16 protein-coding genes are annotated in these 16,342 nt (G+C 36.5%); 14 read left to right on the plus strand and 2 right to left on the minus strand.

Features of this window, described 5'->3' with window-relative positions:
• Positions 1–12 precede the first annotated feature (12 nt).
• From ABH959_RS05960 to spo0A, 12 genes are all read left to right on the plus strand, one after another.
• Positions 13–405, plus strand: a complete 393-nt coding sequence (locus ABH959_RS05960; protein WP_000807630.1) for an Asp23/Gls24 family envelope stress response protein — start codon at positions 13–15, stop codon at positions 403–405.
• A 348-nt stretch (positions 406–753) separates the two neighbouring features.
• Positions 754–1,146 carry a N utilization substance protein NusB gene (nusB, locus tag ABH959_RS05965; protein ID WP_113935553.1) on the plus strand — a complete coding sequence of 131 codons (393 nt, stop codon included), beginning with the start codon at positions 754–756 and terminating at the stop codon, positions 1,144–1,146.
• A 23-nt stretch (positions 1,147–1,169) separates the two neighbouring features.
• A complete protein-coding gene (folD, locus tag ABH959_RS05970) occupies positions 1,170–2,030 on the plus strand; it encodes a bifunctional methylenetetrahydrofolate dehydrogenase/methenyltetrahydrofolate cyclohydrolase FolD (protein WP_113935552.1) in 861 nt (286 codons plus the stop codon).
• Between the two features lie 26 nt (positions 2,031–2,056).
• Positions 2,057–3,415 (plus strand): exodeoxyribonuclease VII large subunit, encoded by a 1,359-nt coding sequence (gene xseA, locus ABH959_RS05975; RefSeq protein WP_002192510.1) that lies wholly within the window; start codon positions 2,057–2,059, stop codon positions 3,413–3,415.
• Positions 3,405–3,635 carry an exodeoxyribonuclease VII small subunit gene (xseB, locus tag ABH959_RS05980; protein WP_000428422.1) on the plus strand — a complete coding sequence of 77 codons (231 nt, stop codon included), beginning with the start codon at positions 3,405–3,407 and terminating at the stop codon, positions 3,633–3,635. Before xseA ends, xseB begins: the two co-directional genes overlap by 11 nt.
• Entirely contained in the window at positions 3,635–4,528 is an 894-nt protein-coding gene (gene ispA, locus ABH959_RS05985) for a (2E,6E)-farnesyl diphosphate synthase (RefSeq protein ID WP_002129045.1), read from the plus strand. The genes xseB and ispA overlap by 1 nt, the downstream gene beginning before the upstream one ends.
• Positions 4,529–4,836: 308 nt before the next feature.
• Complete coding sequence (gene dxs / locus ABH959_RS05990; protein WP_002129043.1) at positions 4,837–6,729, plus strand: 1-deoxy-D-xylulose-5-phosphate synthase; 1,893 nt, start codon at positions 4,837–4,839, stop codon at positions 6,727–6,729.
• A 3-nt stretch (positions 6,730–6,732) separates the two neighbouring features.
• Positions 6,733–7,572 (plus strand): TlyA family RNA methyltransferase, encoded by an 840-nt coding sequence (locus tag ABH959_RS05995; RefSeq protein WP_002015074.1) that lies wholly within the window; start codon positions 6,733–6,735, stop codon positions 7,570–7,572.
• 142 nt (positions 7,573–7,714) lie between these two features.
• Complete coding sequence (gene argR, locus ABH959_RS06000; protein ID WP_002015076.1) at positions 7,715–8,164, plus strand: arginine repressor ArgR; 450 nt, start codon at positions 7,715–7,717, stop codon at positions 8,162–8,164.
• A 270-nt stretch (positions 8,165–8,434) separates the two neighbouring features.
• On the plus strand, positions 8,435–10,174 hold the full coding sequence (gene recN, locus ABH959_RS06005) for a DNA repair protein RecN (protein ID WP_002088564.1): 1,740 nt from the start codon (positions 8,435–8,437) through the stop codon (positions 10,172–10,174).
• 119 nt (positions 10,175–10,293) lie between these two features.
• Complete coding sequence (spoIVB, locus tag ABH959_RS06010) at positions 10,294–11,586, plus strand: SpoIVB peptidase (RefSeq protein ID WP_002015079.1); 1,293 nt, start codon at positions 10,294–10,296, stop codon at positions 11,584–11,586.
• A gap of 286 nt (positions 11,587–11,872) precedes the next feature.
• A complete protein-coding gene (spo0A, locus tag ABH959_RS06015; protein ID WP_002015081.1) occupies positions 11,873–12,667 on the plus strand; it encodes a sporulation transcription factor Spo0A in 795 nt (264 codons plus the stop codon).
• A 155-nt stretch (positions 12,668–12,822) separates the two neighbouring features.
• On the opposite strand, the gene ABH959_RS06020 is transcribed toward spo0A, so the two are convergent.
• On the minus strand, positions 12,823–12,969 hold the full coding sequence (locus ABH959_RS06020) for a YycC family protein (RefSeq protein ID WP_001247671.1): 147 nt from the start codon (positions 12,967–12,969) through the stop codon (positions 12,823–12,825).
• Between the two features lie 50 nt (positions 12,970–13,019).
• Here ABH959_RS06020 and ABH959_RS06025 point away from each other — a divergent pair, with 50 nt between their 5' ends.
• Positions 13,020–13,748, plus strand: a complete 729-nt coding sequence (locus ABH959_RS06025; protein ID WP_404492380.1) for a glycerophosphodiester phosphodiesterase — start codon at positions 13,020–13,022, stop codon at positions 13,746–13,748.
• A gap of 49 nt (positions 13,749–13,797) precedes the next feature.
• Here ABH959_RS06025 and ABH959_RS06030 read toward each other — a convergent pair whose 3' ends face one another.
• On the minus strand, positions 13,798–14,031 hold the full coding sequence (locus ABH959_RS06030; protein WP_002111735.1) for a DUF2627 domain-containing protein: 234 nt from the start codon (positions 14,029–14,031) through the stop codon (positions 13,798–13,800).
• Positions 14,032–14,168: 137 nt separating this feature from the next.
• Between ABH959_RS06030 and ABH959_RS06035 the strand changes: the two genes are divergently transcribed.
• Positions 14,169–16,241 carry a sigma 54-interacting transcriptional regulator gene (locus ABH959_RS06035; protein WP_404492381.1) on the plus strand — a complete coding sequence of 691 codons (2,073 nt, stop codon included), beginning with the start codon at positions 14,169–14,171 and terminating at the stop codon, positions 16,239–16,241.
• Positions 16,242–16,342: the final 101 nt, after the last annotated feature.

Here is a 16,342-nt window from a genome sequence, read left to right on the forward strand (position 1 = left end):
GAGGTTTTTTTCATGGCTGAACATATGTTAGATATGGGTCAAGATACAACTCTTGGAAAAGTAGAAATTGCACCAGAAGTAATCGAAGTAATTGCAGGTATTGCAGCTGCTGAAGTAGAAGGTGTAGCGGCAATGCGTGGTAATTTTGCTACAGATGTTGTTGAGAAGTTAGGTAAGAAAAATCATGGTAAAGGTGTAAAGGTTGAATTAGCAAACGAAGATATTATTGTTGACCTTTATGTTGTGATGTATTTTGGTGTAGCAATTCCGGTTGTTGCACAAAAAATTCAAGACAATATTCGCCAAGCACTCTTTACAATGACAGGACTTGAGCCAAAAGAAGTGAACGTTCACATCGTTGGCGTAACATTCGAAACACAAAAAACAGAAATCGAACCAGTGTAAGAGTGGAAAAAGGTGCCTAGTAAAATAGGCATCTTTTTTATCGTTTCATTTCTTCACAAATTAAAATCCTCTAATTATTATACTATTTCAAAAAAAAAGAAAAATAAAACGGTATGTTTCATTTTTCCAAAAAACGTACATTGTGATAAGATATGGAACTTGAAGTTAATCTTTTTATTATTTTTCAGCCTTGTACCCCGTGTGTGAAACGATAAATTGTGTTATTATCATTGTATTATAAGGTTGGAAAATCAATGAAAACTGCAAGAGTAAGTGAATTGACGGCTTATAAATTATAATAATATAACAAAACATAAGGAAAGACTTGAAGTATAAAGGAGAGTTACAATGAAACGTAGGACGGCTAGAGAAAGAGCAATGCAAGCATTATACCAAATGGATATTACAGGTGAATTAGAACCGAAAGTAGCGGTGGAAAATACGCTAGATGAAGGCGAAGAAACAAATGAGTTTCTAGAATCACTTGTTGTAGGATTTGTAGACAACAAAGAAGAGATTGACGCAGCAATTCGTCAAAATTTAAAAAAGTGGAAGCTTGAGCGTATTAGTATTGTTGATCGCAGTATTTTACGTGTAGCTGTGTGTGAGATGAGATACATGGAAGAAATTCCGCACAATGTAACAATTAACGAAGCAATTGAAATCGCAAAAACATTTGGGGATGAGGAATCTCGTCGTTTTATTAACGGCGTTTTATCTAATATAAAAGATACACTGTAATTTCTTTAAGGGGGAAACTTAAAATGGTAGCAGTAATCATCAAAGGAAATGAAGTTGCGGAGAAAAAACGAGCACAATTAAAAGAAAAAGTTGTGAAGTTAAAAGAGCAAGGGATTGTACCAGGATTAGCAGTTATTTTAGTTGGAGAAGATCCAGCATCGCGTTCTTATGTAAAAGGAAAAGAAAAAGGTTGTGAGCACGTAGGAATCTATTCAGAGCTAATTGAACTTCCTGAAACGATTACTGAGGAGCGTTTGCTTGCTGAAATCGATCGCTTAAATGGAGACGACCGCATTAATGGCATATTGGTACAATTACCTTTACCAAAACACATTGAAGAAAAAGCTATCATTGAAAGAATTTCACCGGAAAAGGATGTAGATGGATTTCACCCAATCAGCGTAGGACGTATGATGACGGGACAAGACACATTCCTTCCATGTACACCGCATGGCATTTTAGAATTAGTAAAAGAAACGAATCTTGATATTTCTGGAAAGCATGTTGTTGTAATTGGAAGAAGTAATATTGTTGGTAAACCAGTGGGGCAACTGTTTTTAAATGAAAATGCAACTGTCACATATTGTCATTCTAAGACGCAAAATATAAAAGAATTATCGAAGTTAGCTGATATTTTAATCGTAGCCGTTGGACGACCGAAAATGGTAACAGCTGACTATATTAAAGAGGGTGCGGTTGTAATTGATGTTGGTGTTAACCGTTTAGAAACAGGCAAACTTTGTGGTGATGTTGATTTTGACAATGTATTAGACGTTGCAGGTTACATTACGCCTGTGCCAAAAGGAGTCGGCCCAATGACTATTACAATGCTTCTTCACAACACTGTGGAGTCTGCAAAGCGTGCAGGTGTTGTTTGTCAATAATTTGAATCGGCTATGAGGAGAGAGAAATGGAGAAACAATATTTAACCGTTACAGCGTTAACACGCTATATTAAAACAAAAATAGAGTATGATCCGCATTTACAGTCTGTTTGGTTAAAAGGAGAAATTTCCAACTTTAAATATCATAGTCGTGGTCATATGTATTTTACATTGAAAGATGAAAATGCAAGAATTGCAGCGGTTATGTTTGCGGGTCATAATCGTAACATTAAATTCAGACCGGAAAATGGAATGAAAGTACTTGTAAAAGGAAAGATTTCTGTTTATGAGGCGAGTGGTTCTTATCAAATTTATATTCAAGACATGCAGCCTGACGGAATTGGAAACTTGCATTTAGCTTATGAGCAATTAAAAGTTCGTTTAGAGGAAGAGGGCTTGTTTTCTCAAGTTTATAAAAAAATAATTCCTCCGTATGCTAAAACAATAGGTGTAATCACGTCGCCAACAGGAGCAGCAATTCGCGATATTATAACAACAATTAAACGTCGTTATCCGATTGGAAATGTTATTGTGTTTCCTGTACTTGTACAAGGGGAGTCAGCAGCTCCCTCGATTGTACAAGCAATTCGTACAGCGAATGAAATGGGAGATATTGATGTTTTAATTGTTGGACGTGGTGGAGGCTCTATTGAAGAATTATGGGCCTTTAATGAGGAAATAGTTGCAAGAGAAATTTTCACAAGTGAGATTCCGATTATTTCGGCTGTAGGCCATGAAACAGATTTTACAATCGCAGATTTTGTCGCGGATTTACGTGCACCAACACCGACTGCAGCAGCTGAGCTGGCGGTACCTAATACTATAGAGTTACAAGAAAAGGTATTACAAAGAACTCTGAGATTGCAAAGAGCAATGAGAGAAAGAGTACATAAAAAAGAAGAAAAGCTGCAAGTGTTACAAAAATCTTATGCGTTCCGTTATCCAAGGCAAGTGTACGAGCAAAAAGAAGAGCAGTTAGACAGGGCTCTTGAACAACTTGTTTTAGCGAAAGAGCGTTATATAGATAAAAAAGTAAATCAATTAAAGCAACTTTCATTTTATTTAGAAAAGCACCACCCATCTCAAAAAATTATACAAACGAAAACGGCAATTGAAACGTTGCAAAAGCAGTTGCAACGTGAAATGCAAACATTACTTCAAACGAAGGAGTTCGTATTTGTGAGAGCGGCTCAAAAGCTTGAGGTATTAAGCCCGCTTAAAGTAATGATGAGAGGGTATGGGCTTGTATACGATGAAGAGAAACAAGTATTAAAAAGCGTGAAAGATGTTAGCCTTGGAGATGCTGTTTCGGTTCAATTACAAGATGGAATACTAGATTGTAGCGTATCAAGCATAGAGGAGCGTGAATTGAATAATGGAAAATAAGTTAAGCTTTGAAGAAGCAATTTCGCAGCTTGAGCATCTCGTTTCTAAGCTTGAACAAGGTGATGTACCTTTAGAAGAAGCAATTTCTTATTTTAAGGAAGGCATGGAATTATCTAAGCTTTGTGATGAGAAATTGAAAGATGTACAAGAACAAATGGCAGTTATCCTTGGGGAAGATGGAGAGCTTAAACCGTTTACTGCTTTAGGAGATGAAGCATAGTGACACATATAGCTTTTGATGCTTTTTTGAAAGAGAGTAAAACTTTCGTAGAAGAAAAGCTTGTAAGCTATGCAAATGAATTACAATGTCCAAATGTGCTTCGTGAAGCGATGGCATATTCTTTGGAAGCGGGTGGGAAACGTCTCCGCCCGTTACTTTTATTTGCAACGTTACAAGCGTTTGGGAAAGAAAGAAATCTTGGAGTGGGTGCAGCTTGTGCCCTTGAAATGATTCATACATATTCGTTAATTCATGATGATTTACCTTGTATGGATGATGATGATCTAAGACGAGGAAAGCCTACAAATCATAAAGTATTTGGTGAAGCAATGGCAGTTTTAGCGGGAGATGGTTTGTTGACATATGCTTTTCAAGTTATTATGGCATATGAGCAAAAAGAAATCTCTGCTGAAAAAAAAGTAAGACTTGTACTTGAGCTTGCGAAAGCAGCAGGACCTGAAGGAATGGTTGCTGGACAAGTGGCAGATATGGAAGCTGAAGGAAAACGACTTACAATTAATGAATTAGAGTACATTCATAATCATAAGACAGGTAAACTGCTTGAGTTTGCTGTACTTGCAGGCGCGATACTTTCTGATGCTACAGAAGAGCAAGAAGAGAAGTTACTTGCATTTGCGAAATATATCGGTCTAGCTTTCCAAATTAGAGATGATATTTTGGATGTAGAAGGAACAGAAGAAGAGATTGGAAAACCGATTGGTAGTGATGCTTCCAACGAGAAGAGCACATATACGACGTTATTTACTGTAGATAGAGCAAAATCTATTTTAGAGGAGAAAATTGCAAAAGCAAAAGCTTCTATTAGCTCCTTACAATTACAAGATGAATATTTACTATCTATTTGTGATTTAATCGCAAAACGTAATAACTAATATAACAGCGTTTCCATTTGTTGAGTCATTCATCATTTTATGATATAAATGTAGGAAAAGGTTTTTCTTTTCTTGTTATTGGCAAAAATATATGTAGATTACATTGCCGTTATCACTTCGTGTTAGCGGCTATTTTTTTCATCACGTAAAGAAATATGATGTATAATATGATAAGTGAAAAAATGGAAGTGTTTTCTGAAAGCAGGACAAGATAAAAAGAATAGAAAAGATAATTTCTTGTGTTGTGTAAATGTTTCTTATAATATTTGACATGTTGACAGATTATGAAATGAAAGTGAGTGATCCATGTGGATCTAACGCAAATTCAAAACCCTAGTTTTTTGAAAGATATGTCTATCAGTGAACTAGAGGGGTTGAGTGAGGATATTCGTAAGTTTTTAATTGAAGAGCTCTCTCAAACAGGTGGACATATTGCACCTAATTTAGGTGTAGTAGAACTCACAATTGCTCTGCATAAATTATTTGATAGTCCGAAAGATAAGTTTTTATGGGACGTAGGACATCAATCCTATGTACATAAAATTTTAACAGGGCGTGCGAAAGAATTCGGCACATTAAGGCAATACCAAGGTCTATGTGGTTTTCCAAAACGCTGTGAGAGTGAGCATGATGTTTGGGAAACTGGTCATAGTTCAACGTCGTTATCTGCTGCAATGGGAATGGCTCTAGCACGTGATTTAAAGAAAACGGAAGAATACGTTATACCAATCATTGGCGATGGTGCATTAACAGGCGGAATGGCTTTAGAGGCATTGAACCACATTGGGCATGAAAAAACGGACATGATTGTTATTTTGAATGACAATGAAATGTCAATTGCACCAAACGTCGGTGCACTTCATAATGTACTTGGTCGTTTACGTACCGCAGGGAAGTACCATTGGGTAAAAGATGAACTAGAGTATATATTGAAGAAAATCCCAGCAGTCGGCGGGAAAGTTGCTGCGACAGCAGAGAAAATAAAAGATAGTCTAAAATATTTACTAGTATCAGGCGTCTTTTTTGAAGAATTAGGCTTTACATATTTAGGTCCGGTCGATGGGCATGATTATGAAAAGTTATTCGAAACGTTGCAATATGCAAAGAAAACAAAAGGCCCAGTACTTGTTCATGTTATTACGAAAAAAGGAAAAGGTTATAAACCAGCTGAAAGTGACGTTATTGGAACTTGGCATGGAACAGGATCGTATAAAATTGAGTCAGGTGACTTCGTTAAACCGAAAGAAGTTGCACCAGCATGGAGTGCTGTTGTTAGTGAAACAGTGCTTAAGCTAGCGAGAACGGATGAACGTATCGTTGCAATTACGCCTGCAATGCCTGTTGGATCGAAACTTGAGAAATTCCAAAAAGAATTTCCGGATCGCATGATTGATGTAGGTATTGCAGAGCAGCATGCTACAACAATGGCAGCTGGTATGGCAACACAAGGGATGAAGCCGTTCTTAGCAATTTATTCAACATTTTTACAAAGAGCATATGACCAAGTTGTTCATGATATTTGTCGCCAGAATTTAAACGTTTTTATTGGAATAGATCGCTCTGGATTAGTAGGAGCAGACGGTGAAACGCATCAAGGTGTATTTGACATCGCGTTTTTACGTCACTTGCCGAATATGGTGCTTATGATGCCGAAAGATGAAAATGAAGGTCAACATTTAGTATATACAGCGATGCAATACGAAGATGGGCCGATTGCTTTACGTTATGCACGCGGAAATGGACTTGGCGTTCAAATGGATGAAGAATTAAAGGCGATTCCAATCGGTACATGGGAAACGTTAAAAGAAGGCACACAAGCAGCAATTTTAACGTTTGGTACGACAATCCCGATGGCAATGGAAGCAGCTGAGCGTCTTGAACAAGCTGGAATATCAGTGAAAGTAGTGAATGCTCGCTTTATTAAGCCGATGGACGAAGCATATTTACATGAGCTTTTAGGGAAAAATATACCGATTTTAACGATTGAAGAGGCTTGTTTAATCGGTGGCTTTGGAACGGGAGTAGTTGAATTTGCTTCTGAGAACGGATACCATAGTGCTTTAATTGAACGAATGGGTATTCCTGATCGCTTCATAGAGCATGGTAGTGTAACAAAACTGTTAGAAGAAATTGGTTTAACAACAGATGCTGTTGTAGACCGTATTCATACAATGATTCCATCAAAACAAAAAAGGGCGTAACAAATGAGCGTAAAAAAAGAAAGAGTAGATGTACTATTAGTAGAGCGAGGACTTATAGAAACGCGTGAGAAGGCTAAACGTGCTGTTATGGCAGGTCTTGTATATGCGAATGAAATGAGACTCGATAAGCCAGGGGAGAAAATCTCACAAGATACGGAGATTACGGTGAAAGGGCAAGTCATGCCGTATGTAAGCCGTGGTGGTTATAAGCTTGAAAAGGCATTAGAAACATTTCAACTTGATTTACAAGATAAGGTTATGATAGATATTGGTTCATCAACTGGTGGTTTTACAGACTGTGCGCTTCAAAATGGGGCGAAGTTATCCTACGCATTAGATGTAGGATATAATCAACTTGCGTGGAAATTGCGTCAAGATGAGCGTGTTGTTGTGATGGAACGAACGAACTTCCGTTACGTGACACCGGCAGATTTAGAGCGTGGTTTACCGCAGTTTGCAAGTATTGATGTTTCATTTATATCATTAAGGCTTATATTGCCGGTTTTAAAAACAATGCTTATGCCAAATGGTGATGTAGCTGCATTGATTAAACCTCAGTTTGAAGCTGGACGAGAACAAGTCGGGAAAAAAGGCATTGTTCGTGATAGAAAAGTACATGAAGCTGTCGTGGAAATGATTGTCGATTTTGCCCTTAAGGAAGGCTATAATATCGAAGGTTTAACATTCTCACCAATTACAGGCGGGGATGGAAATATTGAATTTTTAATTCATCTAAAGTGGCACGGTGAGCGTGAGAATGGCGAAAATCATTCTCCGGTTTCTATTGAGCAAGTTGTTACAGAAGCACATGATGTTCTAAAACAAAAAGGGAAAGGGGAATAACATATGTTGTTCCTCTTTTTGTTGTAATCGTATAATGATTGTAAAAACAATTGTGTACAAGTAATGGATTATACGGTAACATAAATAAATGAAGTATACCAATGTTTAAACTATGGTAAGAGATAGTGTGAGGTGCAAATGTATGAATAAAGGTCAGCGCCATATTAAAATCAGGGAAATTATTGCTAACAAAGAAATTGAAACACAAGATGAACTAGTTGATATTTTACGTAATGTGGGGTTTAATGTAACGCAAGCAACAGTATCGCGCGATATTAAAGAACTGCACTTAGTGAAGGTGCCATTACATGATGGCCGCTATAAATATAGCTTGCCAGCAGATCAACGATTTAATCCGTTGCAAAAATTAAAACGAAATCTAGTGGATTCATTTGTAAAATTAGACACGGCAGGACATATGCTTGTGCTAAAAACATTGCCTGGTAACGCTCATTCACTTGGGGCACTCATTGATCATTTAGAGTGGGATGAGATTGTCGGAACCATTTGTGGTGATGATACTTGCTTAATTATTTGCCGTACACCTGAAGATACAGGTGTTGTCTCTGATCGTTTCTTAAATATGCTTTAACAGAAAAATCTTGTTTACTTTCCTCTGTAAAGTGGAAAGTAAACAAGATATTTTTATTGGCGAAAAATACGGATTTTCAAATACAATACATTATTTTTTTTGAATGAAGTTAGAAAATAGGTGGATTGACCCGTAAAACGAATGTTTGGTACAATGGAGCGGGTTAGAAGAGTAATTTATACATACAAACATATAGTATAACTATTTGAATGAAGAATACTGAGAAAAGCCCTTAATAGGGGATTAGTTTATAACGAGGTGAATGGGGCATTGTTATCGGAATTATCGATCAGAAACTTTGCTATTATTGAGGCATTAAATATTTCTTTTCAAAAAGGTTTAACCGTTTTAAGTGGTGAAACAGGAGCTGGAAAATCCATTATTATTGATGCAATTAGTTTGCTTGTTGGTGGCCGTGGTTCAGCAGAATTTGTTCGATATGGAACAGAAAAGGCTGAGATAGAAGGCTTATTCTATGTAGAAGATGACAAACATCCATGTATCGCAAAGGCAGAAGAGTTAGATATAGAAATAGAAGATGGCATGATTATTTTGAAGCGTGACATCGCTGCGAACGGAAAAAGTGTCTGTCGTGTAAATGGGAAACTTGTTACACTCAGCATATTAAAAGAGATTGGAAAAACGCTAGTTGATATTCATGGACAGCATGAAACACAAGATTTAATGAATGAAGAGCGTCATATGTTTATGCTTGATCATTTTGATGGAAATCGCATTGTTAAACAATTGGGCATATATCAAAATGTATATACAGACTATGAGAAGTTAAAAAAACAGCTGAAATCTTTAAGTGAAAATGAACAACAAATGGCCCATCGTCTAGATTTAATTCAATTCCAACATGAAGAAATTCGTAAGGCGGATTTAAAAATGGATGAAGAATATGAATTGACTGAGGAACGATTAAAAATCTCCAATTTTGAAAAGATTTATAAAGCATTAGGAGATGCGTATCGTTCGTTAAGTGGAGACGGACAGGGATTGGATCACGTAAGAAATGCAATGGGACAAATGGAGAGTATTACGCACTTAGATGAAGCGTATCAAGAAAATCATGATTCTATTGCAAATAGTTATTACTTATTAGAAGAAGTTGCATACCAGCTTAGAGAAAAATTAGACATGATGGAATACGATCCGAAACGTCTAGATGAAATTGAAACACGTTTGAATGAAATCCGTATGTTAAAGAGAAAGTATGGAAATACTGTAGAAGAGATTTTAGCGTATGCTGATAAAATTGAACAAGAAATTTTTACGATTGAAAATAAAGACGTACATATTGAAACGACGAGAAAGCAGTTAACGAAATTAGAAGGTGTTATTGTAAAAGAAGCAACGTTGTTAAGTACTATGCGTCATGAGCTTGCAGATCATCTTACAAGCGCTATTCATCAAGAATTAAAAGAACTATATATGGAAAAAACGAAATTTGAAGTGAGAATTATGAAGAGGGTAGGAAATGTAGAAGAACCTCTCGTGGAAGGAACACCGGTAAAACTTACGGCTGATGGCTACGATCATGTGGAATTTTATATTTCAACGAATCCGGGTGAACCGTTAAAGCCACTTTCAAAGGTCGCTTCTGGCGGAGAGTTATCTCGTATTATTTTAGCTTTAAAAAGCATTTTTTCTAAGCATCAAGGTGTTGCATCTGTTATTTTTGATGAAGTGGATACGGGTGTGAGTGGTCGGGTTGCACAGGCTATTGCGGAAAAAATTTATCGTGTATCAGTAAACTCGCAAGTACTTTGTATTACGCACTTACCTCAAGTAGCTTCAATGGCGGACTCTCATTTATTTATTAGAAAACAAGTGGCGAATGATCGTACGATTACATCGGTTACTGTGTTAAGTACGGATGAAAAAGTAACAGAAATTGCTCGAATGATTTCTGGTGTTGAAATTACAGATTTAACGACAGAGCATGCGAAAGAGTTACTTACGCAAGCGCATCATTTCAAACAGACAGCAGAGGCTATCCAGTAATGGATAGCTTTTTTTTCTCAAATGACGATTTCTTAATTCTTCCGGTTATAAATAAAGCGCTGCAAGGAGAGATTAAAAAGTGAAGCCAAGAGGCTGAATGTGGGGTAGGAGCGAGGAGAGTGAACAAATTGAAATTAGAAAGATTTCGAAAAATAATAGGTCTTTGTCTCCTTGTTTCTCTAGTTTTTATTGGATGTTTTAAACCGCTTCGAACGTTTATTTCATCGCCGAAGCAACTTGTTGTTTTTGAAGGACAACAATCAGAAATAGCATCATTACCAGTTTTTAAGGCTGCATCTACAAATCGTAATGTGTTTACTGTAAGTTCAAATGAACAAGAACTTATGGTAAATTCTCACCAAAATGGTGAAGCTGATATGGTGTTTCAACTTGCTGGTTTTCCAGTGAAAAAAGTAAATGTGAAAGTATTAAAAGATTTTAAAGTTATTCCAGGTGGACAATCGATTGGTGTAAAATTGAACACAAAAGGTGTACTTGTTGTAGGCCATCATTTAATTCAAACTGAAAAGGGTAAAGTATCTCCTGGTGAAACAGCTGGTGTACAGATTGGAGATATGATTACTGAAATCAATGGTAAAACAATTGAAAGAATGAGTGATGTAGCACCATTTATTCATAATAGTGGAGAAACAGGTGAACCGCTTAATCTTGTTTTATTAAGAGATGGAAAATATATTCGTGCTAAGCTAACACCACAAAAAGACAATGGTGAATCCTCTTACCGAATTGGACTGTATATTCGTGATTCAGCAGCTGGTATCGGAACGATGACATTTGTACATCCAGATTCTATGAAATATGGAGCGCTTGGTCATGTAATTTCCGATAATGATACAAAAAAACCAATTCAAGTAGAAGATGGACAAATTATGCGTTCGACAGTAACGTCTATTGAAAGAGGAAGTCACGGGAACCCGGGAGAAAAATTAGCAAGATTTTCACCGGATCGTGAAGTGATTGGTAATATTACAATAAATAGCCCGTATGGTATTTTTGGGAAATTAAATACAGATATGACAAACGGCATAATGGATAAAGCAATGCCTATCGCATTATCCCATCAAGTAAAAGAAGGGCCAGCGAAAATATTAACAGTTATTGATCAAGATAAGGTGGAAGCATTTGATATTGAAGTTGTTAGTACGGTACCACAAAAGTTCCCAGCTACAAAAGGTATGGTTATAAAAGTGACAGATAAACGTTTACTAGCAAAAACGGGTGGTATTGTACAAGGAATGAGTGGAAGTCCGATTGTACAAAATGGGAAAGTAATTGGTGCGGTTACACATGTATTTGTAAATGATCCAACGTCAGGATACGGTGTTCATATTGAATGGATGTTACATGAGGCTGGAATTAATATTTATGATCAAGAGAAAAAAGCGAGCTAATACATATTAGCTCGCTTTTCTTTTGAAAAATTCGTTGAAATTTTGTAAAAGCTCCGCAAGAGCTGTTTTTTGTTGTAAGATATAAGCAAAGGGTTGAACGTTTCGCTGTAATTCTATGATGGAATGTGTTGCGAAAGTAAAAAAATGAACGATAAACATATTTTTTTGTGATTTTATCGGAAAGTAAGAAACTTTAAAGGGAATTTTCACACAATTGTCGAACAATTCATGTAGCCTAGAAGCTTACACATGTCGGAAGAATCGATTCGGTAAGGGAGGAAAAACTGTGGAGAAAATTAAAGTATGTCTTGTGGATGATAATAAAGAATTGGTATCGATGCTAGAGAGTTATGTTGCTGCCCAAGATGATATGGAAGTTATCGGAATTGCTTACAATGGTCAAGAATGTTTAAACTTATTGAAAGAAAAGCAGCCTGATATACTCGTTTTAGACATTATTATGCCACATTTAGATGGTCTAGCTGTGCTAGAGAAAATGCGACATATTGAAAGATTAAGACAACCTAGCGTTATTATGTTGACAGCATTCGGACAAGAAGATGTGACGAAAAAAGCGGTTGATTTAGGAGCATCATATTTCATATTAAAACCATTTGATATGGAGAATTTAACAAGTCATATTCGTCAAGTTAGTGGTAAGGAAAGTGCTACTATTAAACGTCCATTACCATCTTTCCGATCAGCAACAACGATCGATGGAAAACCGAAAAACTTAGATGCGAGTATTACAAGTATCATTCATGAAATTGGTGTACCCGCTCATATTAAAGGGTACATGTACTTACGAGAAGCAATCTCTATGGTGTACAATGATATCGAATTACTAGGATCTATTACGAAAGTATTATATCCAGATATTGCAAAGAAATATAATACAACAGCAAGCCGTGTCGAGCGCGCAATCCGTCACGCAATTGAAGTAGCTTGGAGCCGTGGGAATATTGATTCTATTTCGTCCTTATTTGGTTATACAGTATCCATGTCAAAAGCAAAACCTACGAATTCCGAGTTCATCGCAATGGTTGCGGATAAGCTGAGACTTGAACATAAGGCTAGTTGAGATTAGTATATTCAAAATAAATATTTTTATAAAAGATCAATGAGTTTAAAACACTCGTTGATCTTTTATTTTGTTTCCCACATTCATAATTTTAGTGGGTAAGTTATCCGTGATATAATAGGTGATAATAAAAAGCCCTGCAAAACAGGACTATATTATTCTTCGTCTTTATTTTGTTTTTCTAATTCAACTAACTTTTGTATTAAAATATGCTGTGGCATATGCATAAGTTGTTCAAGTGGAACACCTAACGCTTTTGATAGGCGGACTGCAGTGTCTGGAGAAATTTGTAATGGTCTCATAGAAGTACCTCCTTTTTCGTATAGTATAGCATAAGATTGGGGGAGTGAGGATGACTCTTATATTTGCACATCGTGGTGCAGCGGGAACGTATCCGGAAAATACAATGATTTCATTTGAAGCGGCGGAGGCTTTCGGGGCAGATGGAATTGAACTCGATGTTCAATTCACGAAAGATGGAAAAGTTGTCGTTATTCATGATGAAACGGTGGATCGGACAACAAATGGAAAAGGTGCGGTTCGAAATTATTTATATGAGGATTTATGTAAGTTGGATGCGAGTTATAAATTCGGTGACAAAGTAGGTTTTTGCAAAATACCTCTTCTAGAAGAGGTGTTAGAATGGCTCGCAAAAACGAAATTGCTACTCAATATTGAACTGAAAAATAATAAAATTCCATACAGAGGTTTAGAAGAAGAGGTTATAACACTTGTACGTAAGTTTAGTCTAGAGGATCGTGTTATATTTTCTTCGTTTAATCACTACAGTATGAAAAAATGTCATTTGATGGCTCCTGATATTCAAACAGCTATTTTGTATCGTGAAGGTTTGCATAGCCCGTGGGCATATGCAAAAAAGATGGGTGCTAATGCAGTACATCCGAATTATCGTTATCTTCAAGATGCTATCGCTGAATTAACGATGGAAAGTGGTGTGGAGGTTCGTCCTTACACAATAAATGAAGAAACGCTTATGCGTAAATATTTTGATATGAATATATCAGCGATTATTACTGATCATCCTGAAACAGCAAGAACTTTATTACCGATAAAAAAATGAGACCTAATATAATGGTCTCATTTTTTTATCGGTATGTGAAAACTTTGTTCTATCTTCTGAAGCGAGCTTGCACTTTATTTCTCTTACGATCTCTGTGTAAGACGAAGCCGCCGAAAATATAAAACCCGAGTGCAAAGCAAAGAGCGCCGATTAAAAATTGTAACCATAATATAGGGATTGGGGAGAATAAAATCCCAAATACAGTATCTCTCATTAGTTTAATACCAAGCACGGCTAATGAAATTGGGATGAGTGCTAATGATAGAGCGAGGTAACGCTGCATACATAACGCTCCTTTTCAGATTATTTTGTGTATTTTAATGATGTTATATGGAATGGGGGTTTGTCAAGAGGTTGCTGAACGAGTAAGATAAGAATGTGAAAAATTTTGCAGAGATACTTCGAGAGGAAGTGTAATGTATGAAACAAAATGTGTTAATTGTTGGAGCAGGTGAAGGTGGGAGTACACTGCTGAGTCTGTTGCAAAATTCGAATATATTTCAAATTATAGGGGTTATTGATATTAATCCAATTGCGAAAGGATTACAAATCGCAAAGGAACATGGAGTTCCGATTGGTGATAGTGTAACTCCGTTTCTTTCTATGCATATTGATGTAATGTTTGATATGACAGGTGATTATGATTTACATAAAGTGTTATTGGGAAGTAAGCATAAAGATACTCTTCTTATACCAGGGGATATTGCAAAAATTGTTACGAGACTAGCGCATGAGAAGGAAAGTTTAATTGGAAAGCTAGAAGAACAGACGCAACAAGGGAATTTAATTTTAAATTCAACGCATGACGGTATGATTGTTATAGACCAAGAGGGACAAGTTCGTCTGTTTAATAAAAGCGCAGAGCGTATTACTGGATATAAAAAAGAGGAAGCAATAGGGAAATATATTTTAGAAGTTATTCCAACGAGTAAGTTGCTTCGTATTATACGCACGAAAAAAATAGAAGTGAATCATGAACTGACGTTAGAGAATGAAAAAAAGATTATTACAACGCGTATTCCGATATTAAAAGAAGGTGGAGAGGTTCAAGGGGCATTTGCGATTTTTAAAGACATTACAGAAGTTGTAGATTTAGCGGAAGAAGTTACAGACTTAAAAGAAATTCAAACGCTACTTGAGGCGATTATTAACTCATCTGAGGAAGCAATTTCGGTTGTTGATGAGAAAGGAAGAGGACTAGTTATAAACCCTGCTTATACGAAGTTAACGGGTTTGACTGAAGAAGAAATTATTGGGAAGCCGGCTACAACTGATATTGTGGAAGGTGAAAGTATGCATATGAAAGTACTTCGGACGCGCCGAGCGGTACGAGGAATACATATGAAGATTGGGCAAAAAAAGCGAGATGTAATTGTAAACGTAGCACCGGTTATTGTCGATGGAATATTGAAAGGGAGCGTCGGGGTAATTCGCGATGTATCAGAAATTCAAAAGTTAACAAATGAATTGAATAGGGCAAGACAAATTATTCGAACGTTAGAAGCAAAATATTCATTTGATGATATTGTTGGTGATTCAGATGAAACGACGGCAGCTATTGAACAAGCAAAACTTGGAGCGAATACACCGGCAACAGTATTGCTTAGAGGGGAATCTGGTACGGGGAAAGAGTTATTTGCACACGCTATTCATAACAGTAGTAATCGAAAATACAATAAGTTTGTACGAGTAAACTGTGCTGCTATTTCTGAGACCTTATTAGAAAGTGAATTATTCGGTTATGAGGAAGGTGCGTTTTCTGGAGCGAAAAGAGGCGGGAAACGAGGGTTCTTTGAAGAAGCGAATAATGGAAGTGTTTTTTTAGATGAAATCGGAGAGTTATCTGCAAATACGCAAGCGAAGCTCCTTCGTGTGCTACAAGAAAAGGAAATTGTGAAAGTAGGGGGAACGAAAGCGATACCTATTAATGTTCGAGTGATCGCTGCGACGCATGTGAATTTAGAAAAAGCTATTTTAGAAGGGAATTTCAGAGAGGACTTATATTATCGTTTAAATAAAATCCCGATTCAAATTCCTTCCCTTCGTCAGCGTAAAGGAGATATACCAGCGATTGCAGAAAGGTTAATTCAAAAAATTAATCAAGACTATGGTCGTAATGTAGAAGGACTCACCGATTCAGCCGTTTCGTATTTACAATCATATGAATGGCCAGGGAATGTTAGGGAACTTGAAAATATTTTAGGACGAGCTATTATCTTTATGAATTATAACGAGATATATATTGATGTACATCATTTACCGCCTTTACATAAAGAAGAACAAGTAGAGACGAAACAAAATAATTTATTATCTGAATTAGAAGAGAAGGCCCTTGAACACCTAGTGACAGAATTTGAGGGGAATATTATCCGTGAATATTTAGAGAAATTTGATGGGAACAAAACGAAGACTGCAAAAGCGTTAGGAATTTCAGTTCGAAACTTATATTACAAGCTAGAAAAGTATGACTGTGCAAAAAATAGCATGCAATAAATTGCGTACCGCGCAATTTATTGCACGGTATACAAAAAGCGACAAAACGAGACAGAATATTCCGTTGTTTTCCAAAGTATTGATTTTACTGCATTTTGAAT

The organism is Bacillus sp. RC51, from assembly GCF_044908115.1.
GTDB lineage: Bacteria > Bacillota > Bacilli > Bacillales > Bacillaceae_G > Bacillus_A > Bacillus_A mycoides.

Coding starts and splice junctions, on each gene's coding strand:
- ABH959_RS06025 (WP_404492380.1), top strand. CDS start 13,020: ATGACTCTTATATTTGCACATCGTGGTGCAGCGGGAACGTATCCGGAA.
- folD (WP_113935552.1), top strand. CDS start 1,170: ATGGTAGCAGTAATCATCAAAGGAAATGAAGTTGCGGAGAAAAAACGA.
- ABH959_RS06035 (WP_404492381.1), top strand. CDS start 14,169: ATGAAACAAAATGTGTTAATTGTTGGAGCAGGTGAAGGTGGGAGTACA.
- argR (WP_002015076.1), top strand. CDS start 7,715: ATGAATAAAGGTCAGCGCCATATTAAAATCAGGGAAATTATTGCTAAC.
- nusB (WP_113935553.1), top strand. CDS start 754: ATGAAACGTAGGACGGCTAGAGAAAGAGCAATGCAAGCATTATACCAA.
- xseB (WP_000428422.1), top strand. CDS start 3,405: ATGGAAAATAAGTTAAGCTTTGAAGAAGCAATTTCGCAGCTTGAGCAT.
- ABH959_RS06030 (WP_002111735.1), bottom strand. CDS start 14,031: ATGCAGCGTTACCTCGCTCTATCATTAGCACTCATCCCAATTTCATTA.
- ABH959_RS05995 (WP_002015074.1), top strand. CDS start 6,733: ATGAGCGTAAAAAAAGAAAGAGTAGATGTACTATTAGTAGAGCGAGGA.
- xseA (WP_002192510.1), top strand. CDS start 2,057: ATGGAGAAACAATATTTAACCGTTACAGCGTTAACACGCTATATTAAA.
- ABH959_RS05960 (WP_000807630.1), top strand. CDS start 13: ATGGCTGAACATATGTTAGATATGGGTCAAGATACAACTCTTGGAAAA.
- ABH959_RS06020 (WP_001247671.1), bottom strand. CDS start 12,969: ATGAGACCATTACAAATTTCTCCAGACACTGCAGTCCGCCTATCAAAA.